Consider the following 23,868-nt stretch of genomic DNA (forward strand, 5'->3'; position numbering starts at 1 on the left):
ACGCTGAGCCCCGAGCACGAGGGCTACCGGCGAGCCCAGATCGCGCACCGATGAGTTTCCCGCGCCGCGCTGGTCCATACGCCGGACACCCACGGACGGAAGGCTGGGCCATGCGGAAACTGATCTACGGCATGAACCTGTCCCTGGACGGCTACATCGCCGCGGCCGGCGACGACATCGGCTGGAGCGGACCGCCGAGCGACGAGCTGTTCCAGTGGTGGCTCGACCACGAGCAGGCGAGTGGCCTGTCACTGTATGGGCGCAAGCTATGGGAGACGATGAGCTCCTACTGGCCGACCGGTGACCAGCAGCCCAACGCCACCCCGGCGGAGATCGAGTTCGCGCGGAACTGGCGGGACACGCCGAAGGTGGTGTTCTCCTCGACGATCGACAAGGTGGACTGGAACACCCGCCTGGTCACCGGCGACGCGGTCGCCGAGATCACCCGGCTCAAGGCCGAGGACGGCGGCCCGATGGACATCGGCGGCGCAACGCTCGCCGGGGCGGCCATGCGCGCCGGGCTGATCGACGAGTACGTGATCGCCGCCCATCCGGTCCTGGTGGGCGACGGCACGCCGTTCTTCACCGCGCTGGACAGCTGGGTGAACCTGAACCTGGTGGAGACGCGGACGTTTCCCGGCGGTGTGGTCCTGACCAGGTACGAGACCAGGCGCTGAGCAGCTTCCCGCTGTCTCACGGTTTGGATGGGTGTTTCCCCTACCGTCGCGGCGATCTCCCCCACCGCACACCCCCAAGCCCACGAGCGATGCCCCGTGAGCCCACGGTGTCAGCGGGCTTCGACCAGGGCACCAGCATCAGGGCCCCATCACCCGTACGAGTGGGCGGCTTGACCTGCCAGTCTCAGATTCGTGTCAGATATGCCATCGCTTGGCCATCGCTCGTGAGATTTGGCCACGAAATCTAAGACCCCACGCCTCTGCCGGATCAGGTCTGGGCCATGTCCACGAAACGGGAGTAGTGGCCCTGGAAGGCGACCGTGATCGTGGCTGTTGGGCCGTTTCGGTGCTTGGCCACGATGAGGTCGGCCTCGCCTGCGCGCGGGGACTCCTTCTCGTACGCGTCCTCGCGGTGCAGCAGGATGACCATGTCGGCGTCCTGCTCGATGGAGCCGGACTCACGCAGGTCGGAGACCATCGGCTTCTTGTCGGTGCGCTGCTCGGGGCCACGGTTGAGCTGGGAGAGCGCGATGACCGGGATCTCCAGCTCCTTCGCGAGCAGCTTGAGGTTACGGGACATGTCCGACACCTCCTGCTGACGGCTCTCAGCACGCTTGGAACCGCCCGACTGCATCAGCTGGAGGTAGTCGATGACGACCAGTCTGATGTCGTTGCGCTGTTTGAGACGGCGGCACTTGGCGCGGATCTCCATCATCGACAGGTTCGGGGAATCGTCGATGAACAGCGGCGCGGCCGAGACGTCCGGCATACGGCGGGCGAGCCTGGTCCAGTCCTCGTCGGTCATCGTGCCGGACCGCATGTGGTGCAGCGCCACCCGGGCCTCGGCGGACAGCAGACGCATCGCGATCTCGTTGCGGCCCATTTCGAGCGAGAAGATGACGCTGGGCAGGTTGTGCTTGATCGAGGCGGCCCGCGCGAAGTCCAGCGCGAGCGTCGACTTACCCATGGCGGGGCGAGCCGCGATAACGATCATCTGGCCCGGGTGCAGGCCGTTCGTCAGCGAGTCGAAGTCGGTGAACCCGGTCGGCACACCCGTCATCTCGCCGCTGCGCGAGCCGATCGCCTCGATCTCGTCGAGCGCGCCCTCCATGATGTCGCCGAGCGGCAGATAGTCCTCGCTGGTGCGCTGCTCGGTGACGGCGTAGATCTCGGCCTGGGCGCGGTTGACGATCTCGTCGACGTCGTCGTCGGCCGCGTACCCCATCTGCGTGATGCGGGTGCCGGCCTCGACCAAACGGCGCAGAACCGCCCGCTCGTGGACGATCTCCGCGTAGTACTCGGCGTTCGCCGCCGTCGGCACCGTCTGGACGAGCGTGTGCAGATACGACGCCCCGCCGACCTTGTTGATCTCACCGCGCTTGGTGAGTTCGGCGGCGATGGTGATCGGGTCGGCCGGCTCGCCCTTGGCGTAGACGTCCAGGATCGCCTGGTAGATCGTCTCGTGTGCGGGCTTGTAGAAATCGTGGCCCTTGAGGATCTCGACGACGTCGGCGATGGCGTCCTTGGACAGGAGCATGCCGCCCAGCACGGACTGCTCGGCGTCCAGGTCCTGCGGCGGCACCCGCTCGAAGGACGATCCGCCGCCGTCCCAGTCGCCGTTCTCCCGGCCCCGGTCGTGCTGTTCGCCACGGCCCCGGCCGCCGTCACCACGCCGGCGGGAGGCGGGCAGACGATCACTGGGTCCGCTGTCGGCCCACGGATCGTCCAAGGGCTCGGAAATACTCACCGAGCCACCTCCTCCCGTCCGCACGGCGGACCTCGCCGTGTCCTCTTTTGTACGGCACGACACTGACAGATGAGAGGCCCAACTCCGGTTCTGGTGCGTCGGTTTTATGACGGTTCCAGGGCCGAGGAAGAGACGCTTCCCAGGCCGGGGGAAGGAGCGGGCGCCGGTCCACGGTAGGCCTGTCGGCACCGTCAGCCAATCTGGTTATCCACAGGCCATGTGGACGACAGGCCCGATGCTGTGGAGAACTCGCCGAAACCTGTGCACGACCCGGTGGACAGCCCTGTGAACAAGCCCTCGATCTCGCCCACCCAAGATCGCTGACCTGCACGTTTACCGTCCACCGGCTGTGCAGAAGAAAAACTTTCCCAGTCGGACCAAGATCGCTTCGAACACATCACGAAAGGACACGCTCCACCAGGAGAGGTAAGGGTCACAACTCAGTTGCATCTCTTACCTGTGGACGATTAGATTAGCGCTCATGACACAGGCTCCCGCGATACCCCGGGCCACCCATCGACGGCACGACCGAGAGATCGTCGCGCTGGCCGTCCCGGCCTTCGGCGCACTCGTCGCCGAGCCTCTCTTCGTCATGGCGGACAGCGCGATCGTCGGGCATCTCGGCACCGCCCAGCTCGCCGGTCTCGGCGTCGCCTCTGCCCTCCTCACCACCGCCGTGAGCGTCTTCGTCTTCCTCGCCTACGCCACCACGGCCGCCGTGTCCCGGCGCGTCGGCGCGGGTGATCTGCAGGCGGCCATCCGGCAGGGCATGGACGGTATCTGGCTGGCGCTGCTGCTCGGTATCGGCGTCATCGCCGTAGTCCTTCCCCTGGGCCCCGGCATCGTGGACCTCTTCGGCGCCTCCGCGACCGCAGCCCCCTACGCCACGACGTATCTGCGCATCTCCTCACTGGGCATCCCGGCCATGCTCATCGTCCTCGCCGCGACAGGAGTGCTCCGCGGACTCCAGGACACCAGGACCCCGCTCTACGTCGCCGTCGGGGGCTTCGTCACCAACGGCGCCCTCAACGCGGGGCTCGTTTACGGCGCCGGACTCGGCATCGCCGGTTCGGCCTGGGGAACCGTCATCGCCCAGTGCTGCATGGCGGCCGTCTATCTGACCGTGGTCGTCCGCGGGGCCCGTCGGCACGGCGCTTCCCTCCGCCCGGACGCCTCCGGCATCCGGGCCTCGGCCCAGGCAGGTGTTCCTCTCCTGGTCCGCACACTGTCGCTCCGGGCGATCCTCATGATCGCCACAGCGGTCGCGGCGCGACTGGGCGACGCCGACATCGCCGCCCATCAGATCATCCTGTCCCTGTGGAGCCTGCTGGCCTTCGCTCTCGACGCGATAGCAATCGCGGGACAGGCCATCATCGGCCGCTATCTGGGCGCGGACGACGCCCAGGGCGCGCGTGAGGCCTGCCGCCGCATGGTGCAGTGGGGCGTCGCGACCGGCATCGTGCTCGGTGCGCTCGTGGTGGCCGCCCGTCCACTCTTCCTCCCGCTGTTCACCAGCGACTCCGTGGTCAAGGACGCCGCGCTGCCCGCCCTGCTGATGGTGGCACTGTCGCAGCCCATCTGCGGGATCGTCTTCGTCCTGGACGGAGTCCTGATGGGCGCGGGCGACGGGCCGTACCTGGCCGGGGCCATGGTCGTCACCCTCGCCGTGTTCGCTCCGGTGGCCGTACTGGTCCCGGCACTCGGCGGCGGTCTCACCGCGTTGTGGGCAGCGATGACACTGATGATGACGATCCGCATGCTGACCCTGTGGCTGCGCGCCCGCTCGGGCCGCTGGATCGTGACGGGCGCGACCCGCTGACTGTTTCACGTGAAACATGCACCCGTGGCCACCCTTGTCCAGCCATGAGAAAGGGGCCGCACCGGTGACGGTGCGGCCCCTTTCAGAGCTGCTCACATGTCAAGCTGCTCAAGCCGAGCGGAGCGATCAGCCCGCGACGACCTCGATGTTGACCTTGGCGGCAACCTCGGGGTGCAGACGCACGGACGTCTCGTGGGCGCCCAGGGTCTTGATCGGGGCAGACAGCTCGATGCGACGCTTGTCGACCTCGGGGCCACCGGAAGCCTTGATCGCGGACGCGATGTCGGCCGGGGTGACAGAACCGAAGAGACGGCCGGCGTCGCCGGAGCGGACGGCCAGACGGACCTTGACGCCCTCGAGCTGGCCCTTCACCTGGTTGGCCTGCTCGATGGTCTGGATCTCGTGGATCTTGCGGGCGCGGCGGATCTGCTCGACGTCCTTCTCGCCACCCTTGGTCCAGCGGATAGCGAACTTCCGCGGGATCAGGTAGTTGCGAGCGTAACCGTCCTTGACGTCGACGACGTCGCCCGCGGCACCGAGGCCGGAGACCTCGTGGGTGAGGATGATCTTCATGAGTCGGTCACCCTTCCCTTATCGCGCGGTGGACGTGTAGGGCAGCAGCGCCATCTCACGGCTGTTCTTGACGGCCGTGGCGACGTCACGCTGGTGCTGCGTGCAGTTGCCGGTCACGCGGCGGGCACGGATCTTGCCGCGGTCGGAAATGAACTTCCGCAGCATGTTCGTGTCCTTGTAGTCCACGTACGTGACCTTGTCCTTGCAGAAAGCGCAGACCTTCTTCTTCGGCTTGCGCACAGGCGGCTTCGCCATGATGTTTCTCCTGTGTGATCAAGAAGTGTGGGTAACGATCCACCCTCGACCGGGCCGGCCCCGAAGGACCGGATCCAAGGCCTAGAAGGGGGGCTCGTCCGAGTAGCCGCCACCGCTGCCGCCGCTGCCGCCGTTGCCGCCGGAGCTACCGCCGCCCCAGCCGCCACCACCCTGGTTGCCACCGGCGGGAGCCCCGCCGGTCGCCCACGGGTCGTCGGCCGGAGCGCCGCCGCCCTGCTGACCGCCGCCGGGGCCACCGCCCCAGCCGCCGCCACCCTGGCCGCCACCGCCGCCGTAACCGCCCTGGCCACCGCGAGCGCCACCGGCGGTCTTGGTGACCTTGGCCGTGGCGTTGCGCAGGCTGGGGCCGACTTCCTCGACGTCCAGCTCGTAGACCGTGCGCTTGACGCCGTCACGGTCCTCGTAGGACCGCTGCTTCAGCCGGCCCTGCACGAGCACGCGCATGCCTCGCTGGAGCGACTCGGCGACGTTCTCCGCCGCCTGACGCCAGACCGAGCAGGTCAGAAAGAGGCTTTCGCCGTCCTTCCACTCGTTCGTCTGGCGGTCGAAGGTGCGGGGAGTGGACGCGACGCGGAACTTCGCGACCGCCGCACCGGACGGGGTGAAGCGCAGCTCGGGGTCGTCGACAAGATTGCCGATGACCGTGATGACGGTCTCGCCTGCCATGGGGGAACCTCTCGGCGGGTTTGCTGCTGGCTGCTTGGTGCTGCTACTCGAATCCCGAGATCAGCTGAGCGGAAGGCTCAGTGCATCTCGGGGCGGAGGACCTTGGTCCGGAGGACCGACTCGTTCAGGTTCATCTGGCGGTCGAGCTCCTTCACGACCGCAGGCTCGGCCTGCAGGTCGATGACCGAGTAGATGCCCTCGGGCTTCTTCTTGATCTCGTACGCGAGACGGCGACGACCCCAGGTGTCGATCTTCTCCACCTTGCCGTTGCCCTCACGGACGACGGAGAGGAAGTTCTCGATCAGGGGGGCGACAGCGCGCTCCTCCAGATCGGGGTCGAGGATGACCATCACCTCGTAGTGACGCATGTGGAACCCACCTCCTTTGGACTCAGCGGCCACGGTCGTTCCGTGGCAGGAGGGTTGTGATGCGTACGCAACGGTATCGGCCACCCCTGACAATCGGGGGGCTCCGCCGGGGATCCCCTCGATGACCTGGTCAGGCCTGGGCAGACACCGGTGCAGACGGTACAGACTACCTGCACACCCGCTTCCGGTTGAAATCCGGCGGTGAAGGCCGTCAATCTGTACACGTCCGGTGTTTGCGGCGCTACGATGCGCCGCCTTCCGCAGGAGGTGCCCATGGCACAGGCATTGCATCCCAACACCGCTGGCTCCCTCTTCGCCACAGACGGCAAGCCCCATCCGCTCCAGGACAGCTTGATGGCGGCCACGCTCGTCCTCGGCGTGCTGTCCTTCATCACGTCCTTCTTCCACAGCCTCCATCTGCTGACCTCGTGGACAGGCCTGGTGGGGCTGGGCATCGGCATCTACGGACAGTGGGTGTCCGTGACCACGCGGCAGCGCTTCGGCCTGATCCTGGGGCTCGGCGCCGCAGGGGTCGGTTTCCTGATCGGCATGGCACACGGCGGACTGTTCGGCGGACTCATCGGCAGCTGAGGGCCGGACGGCGCCCGCCAGACGCCTTTTCGGACCCCACGGACCGCCCGGGTCGCCCGCACAGCCGGGGTTAAGGCCCGTACGCCCAGTCGGGGCGCTCGCACGGCGCAGTAGGCTTCGGCGCGAGAGCCGGAGCCCCTGTACCCATGGGGACACACCAGCCCGAGGAGCGCCCCGAATGAGCCTGACCCTGAGGACCATCAGCCGCGAGCAGCATCTGGCCTACATCCAGAGCCTGCCGGCGGCGAGCCACATGCAGGTCCCGGCCTGGGCCGACGTCAAGGCGGAGTGGCGCTCGGAGAGCCTCGGCTGGTTCGACGAGCGCACCGGCGAAATGGTCGGCGCGGGCCTGGTCCTCTACCGTCAGCTGCCCAAGATCAAGCGCTACCTCGCCTATCTGCCCGAGGGCCCGGTCATCAACTGGTTCGCGCCGAATCTGGACGACTGGATCCAGCCGATGCTCGCGCACCTGAAGCAGCAGGGCGCTTTCTCGGTGAAGATGGGCCCGCCGGTGATCATCCGCCGCTGGAACGCGGAGACCATCAAGAAGGGCATCCAGGACCAGGACGTCAAGCGGCTGCGCGACATGGAGGCCGACTTCATCGAGCCGCGCGCCTTCGAGGTGGCCGACAAGCTGCGCCGCATGGGCTGGCAGCAGGGCGAGGACGGCGGCGCCGGCTTCGGCGACGTCCAGCCCCGCTACGTCTTCCAGGTGCCGCTGGCGAACCGTTCCCTGGAAGAGGTCCACAAGAACTTCAACCAGCTGTGGCGCCGCAACATCAAGAAGGCCGAGAAGGCCGGCGTCGAGGTCGTCCAGGGCGGTTACCAGGACCTGGCCGAGTGGCAGCGGCTGTACGAGATCACGGCCGTGCGCGACCACTTCCGGCCCCGCCCGCTGTCGTACTTCCAGCGCATGTGGACGGCCCTCAACACCGAGGACCCGAACCGGATGCGGCTGTACTTCGCCCGGCACAACGGGGTGAACCTCTCCGCCGCCACCATGCTGATCGTCGGTGGGCACGTCTGGTACTCCTACGGCGCCTCCGACAACATCGGCCGTGAGGTCCGGCCCTCGAACGCGATGCAGTGGCGGATGCTGCGTGACGCGTACGCGCTCGGCGGCACCGTCTACGACCTGCGCGGCATCTCCGACTCGCTGGACGAGACGGACCACCTGTTCGGCCTGATCCAGTTCAAGGTCGGCACGGGCGGGCAGGCCGCCGAGTACCTCGGCGAGTGGGACTTCCCGCTGAACAAGCTGCTCCACAAGGCGCTCGACATCTACATGTCGCGCCGTTGAGCCGCGGGCGTTTGATTCCATAGGCTTCACAGCTTTCACACCTCTGACAAACCGCAGCTACGAGAAAGGTTCCGGGTCCGGCCATGGCGCTCACGCTCTACGTCGACACCGCGCGCTGGCGTGCGCACCACAAGCACGTGCAGGAGCAGTTCCCGGGCCTCGTCCCGGTCTGCAAGGGCAACGGCTACGGCTTCGGACACGAACGCCTCTCGGAGGAGGCCACGCGCCTGGGCGCGGACCTGCTCGCCGTCGGCACGACCTACGAGGCCGCGCGCATAAAGGATTTCTTCGGCGGTGACCTGCTGGTGCTGACGCCGTACCGGCGCGGCGAGGAGCCCGTGCCGCTGCCCGACCGGGTGGTGCGCTCGGTGTCGTCGATCGACGGCGTCTACGGCCTCGTCGGCGCCCGCGTCGTCATCGAGGTGATGTCCTCGATGAAGCGGCACGGCATCAGCGAGCAGGACCTGCCGCAGCTGCACCAGGCCATCGAGAACGTCCGGCTGGAGGGCTTCGCCATCCATCTGCCGCTGGACCGCACCGACGGCTCGGACGCCGTCGAGGAGGTCATCGGCTGGATGGACCGGCTGCGCGCGGCCCGGCTGCCGCTGCACACGATGTTCGTCAGCCATCTCAAGGCCGACGAACTGATCCGGCTCCAGCAGCAGTTCCCGCAGACCCGGTTCCGTGCCCGCATCGGCACGCGGCTGTGGCTGGGGGACCACGAGGCCACCGAGTACCGCGGTGCGGTCCTGGACGTGACACGCGTGGCCAAGGGCGACCGGTTCGGCTACCGCCAGCAGAAGGCGGCCTCGGACGGCTTCCTGGTGGTCGCGGCGGGCGGAACGTCGCACGGGGTGGGCCTGGAGGCCCCGAAGGCCCTGCACGGCGTCATGCCGCGCGCCAAGGGCGTCGCACGGGCCGGCCTCGCCACGGTCAACCGGAACCTTTCTCCGTTCGTCTGGGGCGGCAAGCAGCGCTGGTTCGCGGAGCCGCCGCACATGCAGGTGTCGATCCTGTTCGTGCCCTCGGACGCCCCGGAGCCGAAGGTCGGCGACGAGCTGGTGGCCCATCTGCGGCACACCACGACCCAGTTCGACCGCATCGTGGACCGCTGAGCCCGGTTCAGGGCGCTGAATCCCTGTCAGCACAGCGAGAAGGCCGTACACGCGTCATTCGTGTACGGCCTTCTTCATGGCTTCTGCCGGGTGCTCTGCGACCTCCGGAGAGTGTGTTCGCTCAGAGCGAACGGTTCTCGGGGGAGGGCGGCTGTGGCCGGCCCCAGTCCACCTGGGGCCCCTCGAAATGGGCGGCGTGCCGCGGCTCATAGGCCGCCGCGCCGAGCACGAAGACGTCCGCCGCGCCGTCGAGCACACCACCCGAGGGGTCGTCATCACCGGACCGGCGTACGACGTCCCGTTCCGGCATGAGGATGTCGCGCACGACGACGGCGCACAGGTACAGCGTGCCCGCCAGGTGCAGCACGATCGCCCAGTGGTAGCCCTGCGTCGGCAGCCCCTTGTGGGCGTCTCCACTGGTCGTGTACGCGAGATACGTCCAGATGCCCAGGAAGTAGGCCACCTCGCACGCCTGCCAGATGAGGAAGTCGCGCCACTTGGGCCGGGCGAGTACCGCCAGCGGCACCAGCCACAGGACGTACTGCGGGGAGTAGACCTTGTTGGTGAGGATGAAGGCGGCCACCACCAGGAAGGCCAGCTGTGCGAAGCGCGGCCGGCGCGGGGCGGTGAACGTCAGCACGGCGACGCCGAGGCAGCACAGCATCATCAGCACCGTGGCGGCGGTGTTCACGAAGCCGGTGGAGGGCGGGTTGCTGGAGTTCTGCGACCAGATCAGCCAGAAGGAGCCGAAGTCGACGCCCCGGTCGTGGCTGAACGTGTAGAACTTCGACCAGCCCTGGAAGGCGAACAGCATCACCGGCAGGTTCACCACGACCCAGGCGATCACCGTGCTGAGCGTGGCCTGGATGAACTCCCGCCACTTCCCGGCCCGCCAGCACAGCACGAGGAGCGGGCCGAGCAGGAACACCGGATAGAGCTTTGCGGCCGTGGCAAGGCCCAGGAGGACGCCGAAGGCGACGGGACGACTCCGGGACCACATCAGCATCGCGGCGGCCGTGAGCGCCACGGCCAGCAGGTCCCAGTTGACGGTGGCGGTCAGCGCGAGGGCGGGCGCCAGGGCGACGAGGAGGCCGTCCCAGGGACGCCGGCGGTGGGTGCGGGCCACGCAGACGGCGAGGACGGCCGCGCACACCAGCAGCATCCCGGCGTTGACGAACCAGTACCACTGCTCCTGGTGCTGGATGCTGCCGCTGTGCGGGGTCAGCCAGGAGGCCACCTCCATGAACACACCGGTCAGCACCGGATATTCGAGGTAGCCCATGCCGCCGGACATGTCGTCCGGGAGCCTGTCGAAGTACGGCACGAGATGGTCGGCGAACCCACGCCCCTGGTAGAGGTGAGGGATGTCCGAGTAGCAGGCGTGCGTGTACTGGCTGCTCGCGCCGAAGAACCAGCCGCTGTTGTAGCAGGGCGCCTTCTGGACCAGGCCGAGGGCGAACATCCCGATCGTCACCAGCGCGACCACCCGCACGGGCGTCCACCAGGACATGCCGAGCAGGGCCCGCCGCCCGATGGGGCCACCGATCAGCTCACTGCCGGCCGCGGCGACCTCGTCCTCCCTGGTCGGCTGCACCGGTTCTGCCATCGCGGACCGCACGGGCTCGGGCTCGGGCTCGTGCACGCTCGAGGGCGTCATCTCTGCACTGGGCATGGGGCACATCCTGCCGTACGTGTCTAAGAAAAAGCCGAGGGCCGCCGCACCTCGAGAGGTGCGGCGGCCCATGTTTCACGTGAAACACCCACGGTGAGCGAAATGGCCGCTAACCGTTCTGGCCCGCGAAGATTCCTCCGTTGCCGTTGCCATTGCCTCGTGTGTTGCCGCCGTTACCGGTCGTCTCCGTCGCGGTGGGCGACGGACTGGTGCCTCCGGTGGTGCCCCCTGTGTCCGTACCACCGTTGCTGGCGCCGTTGCAGGGGTTGCCCCAGCTCCACTGGCAGGTGTCGCTCGCCGACGGGGATGGGGAGGTGGCCGTGTTGCTGGGCGTCGGGGTCGGCGACGGGCTCTGCGACTGGCTCTGCGAGACCGACGGTGTCGGCGTCGGGCTCGGGTCGGCGTTGATCACCTTGCCGATGGACGGCGGGGTCGGGAACGTCATCACCGGCGCGCCCTGCAGGGCCTGGGCCATGTAGTCGTGCCAGATCTCGGCCGGGAACGAGGCGCCATGGATCTTTTCCTGGCCGCCCGTTCCGTACATCTCCAGGAAGGTCCGCGCCTTGTTGTTCGCGTTGTCGTCCAGGCGGAACATGCTGATCGCGGTGGACAGCTGCGGGGTGTAGCCGACGAACCAGGCGGACTTGTTGCCGTCCGTGGTACCGGTCTTGCCGGCCACCTCACGGCCCGGAAGCTGAGCGTTGGTACCGGTGCCCTTGTCGACCACCGTCTTCAGTACGTCGGTCACGTTGTCGGCCACCGCCGAGGTGAAGGCTTCCTGGGTCTGGGTCTGGTGCTTGAAGACCTGCCCGTCCTTGTCCTCGACCGTATCCACCGAGTACGGAGAGTTCTGCTTGCCGCTGGCAGCGAAGGTGGCATAAGCACCGGCCATGCGGATCGCACTGGGGTCGGACGTACCGATCGAGAACGACGGGTAGTCCGAACTGGCGAGGCTGCCCTTCAGGAGGCCCGCGTCCAGCGCCGTCTCCTTGACCTTGTCCAGGCCGACATCCATGCCCAGCTGGACATAGGCGGAGTTGACCGAGAGCCGCATCGCCTCACGAAGGTCGATCTTGTAGTTGGGCGGGTTGCCGACCGACTCGTTGCCGTCGTTGGTCTGCAGCCATTCCTTCCCGTCCTTGTCCGTCCAGACCGACCCGTTGTACGTCTTGATCTTGAGCTTGTTCTGACCGCTGTACAGACTCTTGGGGGAGGCCTGCGTGCGTTCGTCCTGCGCCTGTTCGGGCCCCAGGCCGGGGTTACGAACGCCCCACTTCATCGCCGCGGCCAGCACGAACGGCTTGAAGGTCGATCCCACCTGAGCACCGGTCGAGTCGGCGTTGTCGGTGAAGTGCTTCGTCGCGTCCTCACCGCCGTAGATGGCCCTGATGGCACCCGAGGACGGGTCCACCGAAGCACCGCCGAATTGGACATGGGTGTCCGTCTTCGGCCGCAGCGTGGGTTTGATGTTCGCCTTCTGGACGTTGGTGACCGCGCTCTCCAGCTCGTGGACCTTCTTCTTGTCGAAGGTCGTGTAGATCCGGTAGCCGCCCTGCGCCAGCTTGTCCGCGGTGATCCCGGTCTGGGCAGTGTTGTTGACCAGGTAGGACTTGGCGAGGTCGACCAGGTAGCCGATCTGGCCGCTGAGCCGGCTGTTCGACCTCGGGTTCTGCCACTTCGGGAGGGTCCTGTACTGGGCCCGTTGCGCAGCACCGAGATGACCGTACTGGACCATCTTGTCAAGGGTGTCCTGCATCTGCGCCAAGGCACGTTTCTGGTTCGCCTGGGGAGTGGCCATTGCGTCGAGGGAGATCGCGCCCGCCGGGTCGTAATACGTGGCGCCCTTCAGCATCGCCGCCAGGAAGGCGCACTCGCCCGGGTTCAGGTCCTTGGCGTCCTTGTTGAAGTAGGCGCGGGAAGCCGCCTCAAGACCATAGGCGCCCCGGCCGAAGTACGCCGAGTTCAGGTAGCCGGCCATGATCTGGTCCTTGGGGACCTCGGCACCCACCTTGATCGAGACGAAGATCTCCTTGAACTTACGGGAGATGGTCTGCGACTGGTCGTTCAGCATGGCGTTCTTGACGTACTGCTGGGTGATCGTCGAACCACCCTGTGTCTCGCCGCCCCGCGCCATGTTGAAGACGGCGCGCGCGATGCCCTTCGGGTCGACGCCGCTGTCGGTCTCGAAGGTCTTGTTCTCCTGCGAGATGACGGCGTACTGCATCTCCTTGGGAATGTCGGCGTAGTTGATGATCTGGCGGTTGACCTCACCGCCGGTGGCGACCATCACGGACTTGTCGGACCAGTAGTAGACGTTGTTCTGCGCTTGCGCGATCTTCGCCACGTCCGGCACGCTCACCATCGCGTACCCGATGCCCGCCACCGCCACCAGGCTTCCGATGAAGCCGATGAACAGGCCGGTCACGAGCTTCCAGGACGGAACCCAGCGCCGCCAGCCGAACTTCTCGCCGCGGGGGTAGTCGATGAACCGCTTCTTGCCGGGTGCGCTCGTCGCACGGCCTCTGCCGCGCCCGGGGCCGTTGGGACCGCCCGGGCCGCCGCGCCGACCACCCGGACCTGTGTTGTCGGCGCCTCTGCGGCGATTGCCTCGCTGTGCCGCACGGCGGGCCTCGGCACGGCTGCCGTAGGGACGCTCCTCACCTCCGGGACCGTTGTCCGACCCATAGGAACTGGACCCATAGGAGTCAGCAGGAGACCCGGTGGCGCCTCGCGGTGCCGCCCGGCGGCCGGAGGACGAACCGGACTGACCGCGTCGGGCCGCGGCACGTCCGCCTCCCTGCGGCTGCGGCGGTTTGCGACGGTGCTCGCTCATCGAACGATTACTCCTCGGGCAGGCGCACCCGTGCGCGCCTGGAACGGCGGCTGATTTCCGGTCCCCCCGGAGTACGGATGTGGTCGGTCCTGCATTCACCCGTACTGCACCGGGGACGATGACGCTCCCCGAACGTCACTCGGTTCCCCGTGATGTGCATGCCGCACAGACTACGCACCACCAAAACCCGCCGAGCCCTGAAGTTCACCCCAAAACAGGCAACTTGCATCGTATGAATCGGTGATGTGATCCCGTTCACCGTCGTCCCTCTTGTCGCCTGCGCAAGGCCGTTCTATCGTCGGGATGTATCGAGTCGATACATCAGCACGAGATAATGACGCTGAGAGGCACTACGAGACCCGCGGGAGTGATCTGCGGGACCGAGAGGAGGCGACGATGAGCCGACGTTCCGGCATCCTCGAGTTCGCCGTGCTCGGCCTGCTGCGCGAGTCCCCAATGCACGGCTACGAGCTGCGCAAACGCCTCAACACGTCCCTGGGGGTGTTCCGTGCGTTCAGCTACGGGACCCTGTACCCCTGCCTCAAGACGCTGGTCGTCAACGGCTGGTTGATCGAGGAACCGGGCAACACCCATGAGGACGCCCTCGCCGCTCCGCTCGCCGGCCGCCGCGCCAAGATCGTCTACCGGCTGACGGCTGACGGCAAGGAGCACTTCGAGGAGCTGCTCTCGCAGACCGGCCCCGACGCGTACGAGGACGAGCACTTCGCCGCACGGTTCGCCTTCTTCGGGCAGACCTCGCGCGATGTGCGCATGCGCGTACTGGAGGGCCGGCGCAGCCGTCTGGAGGAGCGCCTGGAGAAGATGCGCGCCTCCCTGGCGCGCACGCGGGAGCGCCTCGACGACTACACACTTGAGCTCCAGCGCCACGGGATGGAGTCCGTGGAGCGCGAAGTGCGCTGGCTGAACGAGCTCATCGAGAGCGAGCGGGCCGGCCGGGACCTGAGAGGTTCCGCGTCCGGGGGGTCCGCTCAGCAGGACACCACCACTGGATCGACGGGCGGCCTGCCCCGTGCCGGGGACACCCCCCGGACGGATACGCCCGGCGACACCGCCACGTGAGTCCCACTCAGGGCCTCACTCGTACACACAGGGAGCAACCGGAATGGGTTCGGTTCGCGTAGCCGTCGTCGGCGTGGGCAACTGCGCTGCGTCGCTGGTGCAGGGAGTCGAGTACTACAAGGACGCCGACGCGGCGTCCAAGGTCCCCGGCCTGATGCACGTGCAGTTCGGTGACTACCACGTGCGCGACATCGAGTTCGTCGCCGCGTTCGACGTCGACGCCAAGAAGGTCGGCCTCGACCTCGCGGACGCGATCGGCGCCTCCGAGAACAACACCATCAAGATCTGCGACGTGCCCAACACCGGTGTCACCGTCCAGCGCGGCCACACCCTCGACGGCCTCGGCAAGTACTACCGCGAGACCATCGAGGAGTCCGACGCCGAGCCGGTCGACATCGTCCAGATCCTGAAGGACAAGCAGGTCGACGTCCTGGTCTGCTACCTGCCCGTGGGCTCCGAGGACGCGGCGAAGTTCTACGCCCAGTGCGCCATCGACGCCAAGGTCGCCTTCGTCAACGCCCTCCCGGTCTTCATCGCCGGCACCAAGGAGTGGGCGGACAAGTTCACCGAGGCCGGTGTGCCGATCGTCGGTGACGACATCAAGTCCCAGGTCGGCGCCACCATCACGCACCGCGTCATGGCGAAGCTGTTCGAGGACCGCGGTGTCATCCTGGACCGCACGATGCAGCTGAACGTCGGCGGCAACATGGACTTCAAGAACATGCTCGAGCGCGAGCGCCTGGAGTCCAAGAAGATCTCCAAGACGCAGGCCGTCACCTCCCAGATCCCCGACCGGGACCTCGGCGAGAAGAACGTCCACATCGGCCCGTCCGACTACGTGGCCTGGCTGGACGACCGCAAGTGGGCCTACGTCCGCCTCGAGGGCCGCGCCTTCGGTGACGTCCCGCTGAACCTGGAGTACAAGCTCGAGGTCTGGGACTCCCCGAACTCCGCGGGTGTCATCATCGACGCCCTGCGCGCCGCGAAGATCGCCAAGGACCGCGGCATCGGCGGCCCGATCCTGTCGGCGTCCTCGTACTTCATGAAGTCCCCGCCGGTCCAGTACTTCGACGACCAGGCCCGCGAGAACGTCGAGAAGTTCATCCGCGGCGAGGTCGAGCGCTAAAGCGACGCTCGCACGCAAACGCTCCTGCCAGGGCTGTGAAGGTCCCCGGGTTTCCTGGCCCGGGGACCTTCCGCATATGTGAGGCTGGACCGCATGCCCGTCGTGCGTGACCTGCGCATCCTGCTGCGTCTTCGGTACTTCCGACGCCTGCTCTACGTCCGTCTCCTGTCCCAGGGCGCCGACGGCGTCTTCCAGGTCGCGCTCGCCGCGTACGTCGTGTTCTCCCCGGAGAAACAGACCTCGGCCACGGCGATCGCCTCGGCGATGGCCGTCCTGCTGCTTCCCTACTCCCTAGTCGGCCCCTTCGCGGGCGTCCTGCTGGACCGCTGGCGGCGCCGGCAGGTCTTCGTCTACGGCAATCTGCTGCGCGCCGTGCTGGCAGCGGTCACCGCCGTGCTGATGGTCAGCCATGTCCCGGCCTGGCTCTTCTACGTCTCCGCGCTGTGCGTCACGGCCGTCAACCGCTTCGTTCTCGCCGGGCTGTCCGCGTCCCTGCCCCGCGTGGTGGACACCGAGCGACTGGTGCTGGCCAATTCCCTGTCCCCCACCGCCGGAACGCTCGCCGCGACCGCCGGCGGAGGCCTGGCCTTTGCCGTACGGCTCGTGGTGTCGGACTCCGACGCGGCGGTCGTGCTGCTGGGCGCGTTCCTGTACCTCTGCGCGGGCCTGGCCTCTCTGAGCCTGCCACGGGCGCTTCTCGGCCCTGACCGGCACCCCACACGGCCACGGCTGCGCAACGCTCTGGCCGACGCGGCGCGGGATCTGGTGGCGGCCATCCAGCACCTCGCCGCACCCCGGCGCAGAGAAGCGGCCTGGGCGCTGGCCGCGATGACGCTGATGCGCTTCTGCTACGGCGCACTCCTGGTGCTGCTGCTCATGCTCTGCCGGTACACCCTCTCCAGCACCCCCGAGGAGGGACTCCGGCTGCTCGGACTGGCGCTGGCGGTCTCGGGGGCGGGATTCTTCGCGGCGGCCGTGGTGACACCCGGGGCAGCGGGGCGGCTCGGCCCCGGTCGCTGGATCGTGGCATGTTCCGCTGCGGCCGCGGTGCTGGAACCCGCTCTCGGCCTCCCGTTCGCCATCGGGCCGCTCCTGGTCGCCGCCTTCGTGCTGGGCCTGATCACACAGGGCGCCAAGATCGCCACGGACACGATCGTGCAGTCCTCGGTGGACGACGGCTTCCGCGGGCGCGTCTTCTCCGTGTACGACGTGCTCTTCAACGTGGCATTCGTCGGCGCTGCCGGAGTGGCAGCCCTGATGCTTCCGCCGGACGGCCGCTCGGCGACGCTGGTCGTCACAGTCGCTGTTATCTACGCAGCGGTTGCCGGCGCTATGGGCCGCTTTGAAAACCGGTGTTTCACGTGAAACACCGCCCCTCACCGTTCTTCAGAGGCCGTACGGGGTCATGTTTCACGTGAAACATGACCCCGCTCTGCCACCTCAGCCCTGCTCGGCCCACCATTCCTTGAGCGCCGCCACCGCCGCGTCGTGCTCCATCGGTCCGTTGTCCAGACGCAGCTCCAGCAGGTGCTTGTACGCCTTGCCGACGGCCGGTCCGGGGCCGAAGCCCAAGATCTCCATGATCTGGTTGCCGTCCAGGTCCGGGCGGATCGAGTCCAGCTCCTCCTGCTTCTGGAGCTGAGCGATGCGCTCCTCCAGACCGTCGTAGGCCCGGGACAGCGTGACTGCCTTCCGCTTGTTGCGGGTGGTGCAGTCCGAGCGGGTCAGCTTGTGCAGGCGATCCAGCAGCGGGCCCGCGTCGCGGACGTAACGGCGGACCGCCGAGTCCGTCCACTCCCCGGTGCCGTAGCCATGGAAGCGCAGGTGGAGTTCGACCAGCCGTGAGACGTCCTTCACCAGCTCATTGGAGTACTTCAGGGCAGTCATGCGCTTCTTGGTCATCTTGGCGCCGACGACCTCGTGGTGGTGGAACGAGACCCGGCCGTCCTTCTCGAAGCGGCGGGTGCGCGGCTTGCCGATGTCATGCAACAGCGCGGCCAGCCGAAGCGTGAGGTCGGGGCCGTCCTGTTCCAGCGCGATCGCCTGCTCCAGAACGATCAGCGTGTGCTCGTAGACGTCCTTGTGCCGGTGGTGCTCGTCCCGCTCCAGGCGCAGCGCCGGCAGCTCGGGCAGCACGTGATCGGCGAGCCCGGTCTCGACGAGCAGGGCCAGGCCCTCGCGGGGGTGAGCGGAGAGGATCAGCTTGTTCAGCTCGTCCCGGACCCGCTCGGCCGAGACGATCTCGATGCGTCCGGCCATCTCCGTCATCGCGGTGACGACCTCGGGGGCGACCGTGAAGTCCAGCTGTGCCGCGAACCGGGCAGCCCGCATCATCCGCAGAGGATCGTCCGAAAACGACTCCTCGGGGGTGCCCGGCGTACGCAGCGCCCGCGCCGCGAGGTCCCCCAGGCCGCCGTGCGGGTCGATGAACTCCTTCTCGGGCAGTGCCACGGCCATCGCGTTGACCGTGAAGTCCCGGCGGACCAGATCCTCCTCGATGGAGTCGCCGTACGACACCTCGGGCTTGCGCGAGGTGCGGTCGTAGGCCTCCGACCGGTAGGTGGTGACCTCGATCTGGTAGCCGTCCTTCTGCGCGCCGACGGTGCCGAAGGCGATTCCCACCTCCCAGACGGCGTCCGCCCATGGCCGGACGATCTTCAGAACGTCCTCGGGGCGAGCCTCGGTGGTGAAGTCCAGGTCGTTGCCGAGCCGGCCGAGCAGCGCGTCGCGCACCGATCCGCCGACCAGGGCGAGGGAGAACCCGGCCTCCTGGAAACGGCGAGCGAGATCGTCGGCGACGGGGGCCACCCGCAGCAGCTCGGCGACCGCACGCTGCTGCGCTTGGCTCAGGGCAGAGGGAGTGTCTTCGTTGGGGTTCGGCACAACAGAAAAGGGTACGTGCCTCGGCGACCAGGGGTGTCCTTGATTTCATCCAGGGGCGGCCCGGTGAAGATCGCGGGACGGCCCGGTGAAAGAGACCGAGGACACCTGTCGGCATACCCGTGCAAGCGCTGCTCTTACGGCGTACGGAAGCTCTCCCCTCGATACTGGATATAGAGGACAGGTCTCCGGAGTTCCTCGATCTTGTCGAGGAGACCGCGGCACTTCCCCTCGGCGCGCATCGTTACCATGCGTGGACGCACATTCCGACGACCACTGACGACGAGGGACGGGCGAGCGCGTGGCCGAGGCGGCTGACTTCCAGGCATCCAGTGCCTCCCCTGCCCGCCGCTGGCTGCGGCGCACCGGGGCGCTGCTCGCCGGGGCGCCGCTGCTGGCCGGTCTGCTCCAGCTGCCCGCTGCCGCGCCCGCACAGGCCGCCTCCTCGGACACGGTGTCCGTCGCCCTGGACTCCCTCGCCCCCAACGCCCCCACGGACGGCGACACGCTGACCGTGTCGGGCACGGTGACCAACAACGGCAAGCAGGCCGTCACCCAGGCCCATGTGGGCCTGGAGGTGGGGCCCTCGCTGACCACCCGGTCGGCGATCGACAACGTCACCCGGCGCTCCGACGATGTACAGAGCGGCATCGGCACCGAGGTCGGCGGGAAGTACGTGCAGAAGTTCACCTCGCTGGCCCCGGGCGTCGCCGAGCACTTCAGCATCTCCGTCCCCGTGGACAAGCTCGACCTCGGCGCGGACGGCGTGTACGAATTCGGGGTCTCCCTGTCCGGCCAGACCTCCGCCCAGCCCTGGGACCAGGTGCTCGGCATCCAGCGGACGTTCCTGCCGTGGCAGCCGTCCGACGCCGACACCAAGACAAAGACGACGTTCCTGTGGCCGCTGCTCTCCACGGTCCACATGACGGCCAAGACGGGCGCCGGTGAGCTCCAGACGCCGGTGTTCCTCAACGACGACCTGGCCAAGGAGCTGGCGCCCGGCGGCCGGCTGACACAGATGGTGGACCTGGGCAAGGACCTCGACGTCACCTGGGTGATCGACCCGGACCTGCTGGCCTCGGTCGACGCGATGGCGACCGGCAACTACCGGCTCCCGGGTGACAACGACACCACCACGCCCGGCCCCAAGGATCATCAGGCGGTCGCCAAGCAGTGGCTGGCCGACCTGCAGGACGCCGTGGCCGGCAAGGAGGTCGTCGCGCTGCCGTTCGCGGACCCGGACCTGGCGTCCCTCGCGCACAACGGCACCAGCGTCACCGGCTCGCTCAGCCATCTCAAGGACGCCACCGACGTCGCCGCCACCACCGTCAAGACCGTGCTCCATGTCACACCGAGCACCGACTTCGCCTGGCCGGTGGAGGGCGCCGTGGATCCGGCGATCATGAAGGTCGCGACCTCCGCGGGAGCCGACCGTGTGATCGCCCGCAGCGACAGCCTCCAAGAGACCACCGGGCTGCCGTACACGCCCTCCGCAGCCCGTCCGGTCGGCGGCGGCACCACGGCGGTGGTCGCCGATGCCCGGCTCTCCACGGCCTTCGAGGGCGACCTGACCAAGGCGAACTCGACGACGCTGGCGGTGCAAGCGTTCCTGGCGCAGAGCCTTGAGGTCAACGAGCAGACGGACAAGCAGCGCAGCATCGTCGTCGCCCCGCAGCGCATGCCCACGGCGAGCCAGGCCCAGGCGATGGCGGCGGCGCTGAAGGCGCTCGAAGGCGCGAACTGGTCACAGTCCCAGAACCTCTCCGCGGCGGCCAAGGACAAGCCCGACCCCGACGCCACCACGCAGATCCCGTCGACGCAGTTCTACCCCTCCTCGCTGCGCAAGCAGGAACTGCCGGCGTCGGCCTTCGGGCAGATCGCGCGCACCGAGGACAAGCTCGACAACTTCCAGGTGATCCTCACCGACCGCTCCCGGGTCGTCACGCCGTTCGGACGGGCCATAAACCGTGAGATGTCCACGTCGTGGCGTGGCAGGAGCGGGGACGCGGACAGCTACCGCGACGGCGTGGAGAGCTGGCTCGACGATCTGGCCGCCCAGGTCAAGCTGATCCAAAAGTCGGAGACCAAGCTCTCCGGCCGCAGCGCCACCATCCCGGTGACCGTCCAGAACAACCTCGTCCAGCCCGTCGGCCATCTGGTCCTGCGCCTGACCTCGTCCAATCCGACGCGTCTGAAGATCGGCGGCAAGGCGTACTCCGAGCAGCCGGTCGAGGTCTCCGGCGGGCACAGCCAGTCCGTGAAGTTCGCCACCTCGGCCAATGCCAACGGCCGGGTCACGGTCGTCGCCCAGCTGTACACCGAGGACGGCCAGCAGTACGGCGACGCCGTCAGCTTCGACGTGAAGGTCACTGAGGTCACGCCCACCGTGATGCTGGTCATCGGCGGCGGTGTGCTTCTCCTCGTCCTCGCCGGATTCCGGATGTACACCCAGCGCAAGCGCGCGGCCGCCCGCCAGGCCGAGGATGACGGCCCGGACGGGGCGGGACAGGACACCGACGCCCCCGGGAACCCCGACGCGCCCTCGGATCGTCTCCCGCAGGAACCGGAGGAATCCGATTCCCCCGCCGGGGCAGACGACCCGCAGCAGCCGAGTGACCCTGCACCGGACACCGCACCGGAAAGCACCGACCCGTCCGGGACGGGTGAGAGAGTGGACCGTTGAGCGATGTCGTGGCCGTGGGCCGGGGACGATGAGGTGGGGTAAGCATGAACGCGCCGTACGACGGTGATCGCGGCCAGGGCGCGGCCGGCTCGGGCTACCCCGAGACGCCGCCGGAGCCCGGTCAGGTACCGCCGCAGCACGCGGCGGACATGTATCTCCAGGACGCCTACGATCAGGACCCCTACCGGGCACACGACCTGACCGCCCAGGACCCGGTGGCCGAGGCGCTCTACGACCGTGCCGCACACCCGCCGCCCCCCGCAGGCAACTACGACCCGCAGCAGCTGTATGCCCCGCCCGCCCAGTCGCCGTACGCGCCCGATCCGCGCGTGTGGGCGCAGACCCCGGCGCCGGAGCCGGAGGGCGCCGCGCAGTACATGCCGTACGGTGACGATCCACGCACGACCCAGTTCGTGGGCGTGGACGACCTGGTCACGCACTCCGGCGAGGAGTACCAGGAGCCGGACGCCTTCGCGCACCTCTTCAAGGACCAGCAGCAGGGCGGCGGGCACGCGCCCGCGGATCCCCCGTCCTTTCCCGGGCCGGCCGCCGCGCCGGGCACCGGGTACGGTCCGGCCGGCCAGTACCCGCAGGCACCCGGTCAGTACCCGCAGGCGTATGGCCAGGGCTCGCAGCAGGCCGCCCCGTACACCGGGGCCGGCTATCCGGCCGGGCCGGGGAGCCCGGGGCCGTCCCCGGTGCCCGGGTCGGCCGTGGCGTCGGGTCCCACCGGGCCGTACGGCGCCGCGGAGCCCGAGGCCGCCCCCGCTGCTGCCCCCGCCGCTCCGGCCGCGCCCGCGAAGAAGGGCGGCAAGGCCTCCGGGCTGCTGAAGTCCAGCGCGGTGATGGCGGCGGGCACGATGGTCTCCCGTCTCACCGGCTTCGTCCGCTCCGCGCTGATCGTCTCGGCGCTCGGACTCGGCTTCCTCGGCGACTCCTTCCAGGTCGCCTACCAGCTGCCGACGATGATCTACATTCTCACCGTCGGCGGCGGCCTCAACTCCGTCTTCGTGCCGCAGCTGGTGCGGGCCATGAAGGAGGACGACGACGGCGGCGAGGCCTTCGCCAACCGGCTGCTGACCCTGGTGATGGTGGCGCTGGCCGTGCTGACCGGTCTCGCGATGTTCGCGGCACCACTGCTGGTGCGCATGCTGTCCAACCCGGTCGCCACCAATCCGGCGGCCAACGATGTGGCGGTCACCTTCACCCGGTACTTCCTGCCCTCGATCTTCTTCATGGGCGTCCATGTGGTGATGGGTCAGATCCTCAACGCGCGCGGGAAGTTCGGCGCGATGATGTGGACCCCGGTGCTGAACAACATCGTCATCATCGTGACGCTCGGCACGTTCATCTGGGTCTACGGCACCGCCGCCGACTCTCACATGACGGTCACGAACATCCCGGCGGAGGGGCAGCGCCTGCTCGGGGTCGGTGTGCTGCTCGGTCTGGTCGTCCAGGCGCTGGCGATGATCCCGTATCTGCGCGAGACGGGCTTCAGGATCCGGCTGCGGTTCGACTGGAGGGGCCACGGCCTCGGCAAGGCCGCCATGCTCGCCAAGTGGACCGTCCTGTTCGTCCTGGCCAACCAGGCCGGCGCCATGATCGTCACCCAGCTGTCCACGGCGGCCGGCAAGGACTCCGCCGTCGCCGGCACCGGCTTCGCCGCCTATGCCAACGCCCAGCTGATCTGGGGACTGCCGCAGGCCATCATCACGGTGTCCCTGATGGCCGCCCTGCTGCCGCGCATCTCGCGCTCGGCCGCCGAGGGTGACGTGGGCGCGGTCCGCGACGACATCTCCCAGGGCCTGCGGACCACCGCTGTCGCCATCGTCCCGATCGCCTTCGGCTTCCTCGCGCTCGGCATCCCGATGTGCACGCTGATCTTCGGCTCCTCGGGCACCGGCGAGGCCACCAACATGGGCTACATGCTGATGGCCTTCGGCCTCGGCCTGATCCCGTACTCGGTGCAGTACGTCGTCCTGCGCGCCTTCTACGCCTACGAGGACACCCGCACCCCCTTCTACAACACCGTCATCGTCGCCGTCGTCAACGCGGGCGCCTCGGCTCTGTGCTACTTCGTGCTGCCCGCCCGCTGGGCGGTCGCCGGCATGGCCGCCGCATACGGCCTCGCCTACGCCATCGGTGTGGGCGTCGCCTGGCGGCGGCTGCGCAAGCGGCTGGGCGGCGACCTGGACGGTGTCCGGGTGCTGCGGACGTACGCGCGGCTGTGCATCGCCTCGGTCCCCGCGGCCCTGCTCAGCGGCGCGGCCTGCTACGGCATCGGGCACACCCTCGGCCAGGGCGTCGTCGGCTCCTTCGCCGCGCTGCTCGCCGGTGGTGCCCTTCTGCTCGGCGTCTTCTTCGTCGCCGCCCGCCGGATGCGGATCGACGAACTCAACTCGCTCGTGGGAATGGTGCGCGGACGACTGGGACGCTGAGGCGGGGGTAGGCGCACAACCTTC

The 23,868-nt window shown here is 68.2% G+C and carries 18 protein-coding genes; 10 read left to right on the plus strand and 8 right to left on the minus strand.

Going from position 1 to position 23,868, the window contains the following annotated elements; translation table 11 throughout:
- Positions 1-110 precede the first annotated feature (110 nt).
- Positions 111-677, plus strand: a complete 567-nt coding sequence (locus ADK64_RS19760; RefSeq protein WP_053660791.1) for a dihydrofolate reductase family protein — start codon at positions 111-113, stop codon at positions 675-677.
- A 268-nt stretch (positions 678-945) separates the two neighbouring features.
- Here ADK64_RS19760 and dnaB read toward each other — a convergent pair whose 3' ends face one another.
- On the minus strand, positions 946-2,424 hold the full coding sequence (gene dnaB / locus ADK64_RS19765; protein WP_053660793.1) for a replicative DNA helicase: 1,479 nt from the start codon (positions 2,422-2,424) through the stop codon (positions 946-948).
- 481 nt (positions 2,425-2,905) lie between these two features.
- On the opposite strand from dnaB, the gene ADK64_RS19770 reads away from it, so the two are divergent.
- Entirely contained in the window at positions 2,906-4,243 is a 1,338-nt protein-coding gene (locus ADK64_RS19770) for an MATE family efflux transporter (protein WP_053660795.1), read from the plus strand.
- A gap of 126 nt (positions 4,244-4,369) precedes the next feature.
- Here the strand turns inward: ADK64_RS19770 and rplI are convergent, their stop codons facing one another.
- The 4 genes from rplI to rpsF all read right to left on the minus strand — a co-directional run bounded on the left by rplI (position 4,370) and on the right by rpsF (position 6,126).
- Complete coding sequence (gene rplI, locus ADK64_RS19775) at positions 4,370-4,816, minus strand: 50S ribosomal protein L9 (RefSeq protein WP_053660797.1); 447 nt, start codon at positions 4,814-4,816, stop codon at positions 4,370-4,372.
- A gap of 18 nt (positions 4,817-4,834) precedes the next feature.
- Positions 4,835-5,071 carry a 30S ribosomal protein S18 gene (gene rpsR, locus ADK64_RS19780; protein ID WP_003949403.1) on the minus strand — a complete coding sequence of 79 codons (237 nt, stop codon included), beginning with the start codon at positions 5,069-5,071 and terminating at the stop codon, positions 4,835-4,837.
- An 81-nt stretch (positions 5,072-5,152) separates the two neighbouring features.
- Positions 5,153-5,758 carry a single-stranded DNA-binding protein gene (locus ADK64_RS19785; protein WP_053660798.1) on the minus strand — a complete coding sequence of 202 codons (606 nt, stop codon included), beginning with the start codon at positions 5,756-5,758 and terminating at the stop codon, positions 5,153-5,155.
- A 77-nt stretch (positions 5,759-5,835) separates the two neighbouring features.
- Positions 5,836-6,126 carry a 30S ribosomal protein S6 gene (gene rpsF, locus ADK64_RS19790; RefSeq protein WP_053660800.1) on the minus strand — a complete coding sequence of 97 codons (291 nt, stop codon included), beginning with the start codon at positions 6,124-6,126 and terminating at the stop codon, positions 5,836-5,838.
- A gap of 273 nt (positions 6,127-6,399) precedes the next feature.
- Here rpsF and ADK64_RS19795 point away from each other — a divergent pair, with 273 nt between their 5' ends.
- From ADK64_RS19795 to ADK64_RS19805, 3 genes are all read left to right on the plus strand, one after another.
- The gene (locus tag ADK64_RS19795; RefSeq protein WP_053660802.1) at positions 6,400-6,717 is read left to right on the plus strand and encodes a hypothetical protein; all 318 of its coding nucleotides are present in this window, start codon (positions 6,400-6,402) and stop codon (positions 6,715-6,717) included.
- Between the two features lie 178 nt (positions 6,718-6,895).
- Positions 6,896-8,017 carry a peptidoglycan bridge formation glycyltransferase FemX gene (gene femX / locus ADK64_RS19800; RefSeq protein ID WP_053660804.1) on the plus strand — a complete coding sequence of 374 codons (1,122 nt, stop codon included), beginning with the start codon at positions 6,896-6,898 and terminating at the stop codon, positions 8,015-8,017.
- A gap of 83 nt (positions 8,018-8,100) precedes the next feature.
- Positions 8,101-9,132: an alanine racemase gene (locus ADK64_RS19805; protein ID WP_053660806.1), complete on the plus strand. Its 1,032-nt coding sequence runs from the start codon at positions 8,101-8,103 to the stop codon at positions 9,130-9,132.
- Positions 9,133-9,253: 121 nt separating this feature from the next.
- Here ADK64_RS19805 and ADK64_RS19810 read toward each other — a convergent pair whose 3' ends face one another.
- Positions 9,254-10,804 carry a glycosyltransferase family 87 protein gene (locus ADK64_RS19810; protein ID WP_199829655.1) on the minus strand — a complete coding sequence of 517 codons (1,551 nt, stop codon included), beginning with the start codon at positions 10,802-10,804 and terminating at the stop codon, positions 9,254-9,256.
- A 109-nt stretch (positions 10,805-10,913) separates the two neighbouring features.
- Entirely contained in the window at positions 10,914-13,637 is a 2,724-nt protein-coding gene (locus ADK64_RS19815) for a transglycosylase domain-containing protein (RefSeq protein ID WP_053660808.1), read from the minus strand.
- Positions 13,638-14,033: 396 nt separating this feature from the next.
- Here ADK64_RS19815 and ADK64_RS19820 point away from each other — a divergent pair, with 396 nt between their 5' ends.
- The 3 genes from ADK64_RS19820 (at position 14,034) to ADK64_RS19830 (ending at position 17,208) form a co-directional block, all read left to right on the plus strand.
- Complete coding sequence (locus tag ADK64_RS19820; protein WP_053660810.1) at positions 14,034-14,717, plus strand: PadR family transcriptional regulator; 684 nt, start codon at positions 14,034-14,036, stop codon at positions 14,715-14,717.
- Positions 14,718-14,760: 43 nt separating this feature from the next.
- Positions 14,761-15,843, plus strand: a complete 1,083-nt coding sequence (locus tag ADK64_RS19825; protein WP_053660812.1) for an inositol-3-phosphate synthase — start codon at positions 14,761-14,763, stop codon at positions 15,841-15,843.
- A gap of 93 nt (positions 15,844-15,936) precedes the next feature.
- Complete coding sequence (locus ADK64_RS19830; RefSeq protein ID WP_053660814.1) at positions 15,937-17,208, plus strand: MFS transporter; 1,272 nt, start codon at positions 15,937-15,939, stop codon at positions 17,206-17,208.
- 75 nt (positions 17,209-17,283) lie between these two features.
- Here ADK64_RS19830 and ADK64_RS19835 read toward each other — a convergent pair whose 3' ends face one another.
- On the minus strand, positions 17,284-18,726 hold the full coding sequence (locus tag ADK64_RS19835; RefSeq protein WP_053660816.1) for a CCA tRNA nucleotidyltransferase: 1,443 nt from the start codon (positions 18,724-18,726) through the stop codon (positions 17,284-17,286).
- A gap of 298 nt (positions 18,727-19,024) precedes the next feature.
- On the opposite strand from ADK64_RS19835, the gene ADK64_RS19840 reads away from it, so the two are divergent.
- Together ADK64_RS19840 and murJ are read left to right on the plus strand one after the other, a co-directional pair.
- Positions 19,025-21,406 (plus strand): DUF6049 family protein, encoded by a 2,382-nt coding sequence (locus ADK64_RS19840; RefSeq protein WP_053660818.1) that lies wholly within the window; start codon positions 19,025-19,027, stop codon positions 21,404-21,406.
- A gap of 44 nt (positions 21,407-21,450) precedes the next feature.
- Positions 21,451-23,844: a murein biosynthesis integral membrane protein MurJ gene (murJ, locus tag ADK64_RS19845; protein ID WP_053660820.1), complete on the plus strand. Its 2,394-nt coding sequence runs from the start codon at positions 21,451-21,453 to the stop codon at positions 23,842-23,844.
- Positions 23,845-23,868: the final 24 nt, after the last annotated feature.

It is taken from the genome of Streptomyces sp. MMG1121 (assembly GCF_001280015.1).
Taxonomy (GTDB): Bacteria; Actinomycetota; Actinomycetes; order Streptomycetales; family Streptomycetaceae; genus Streptomyces.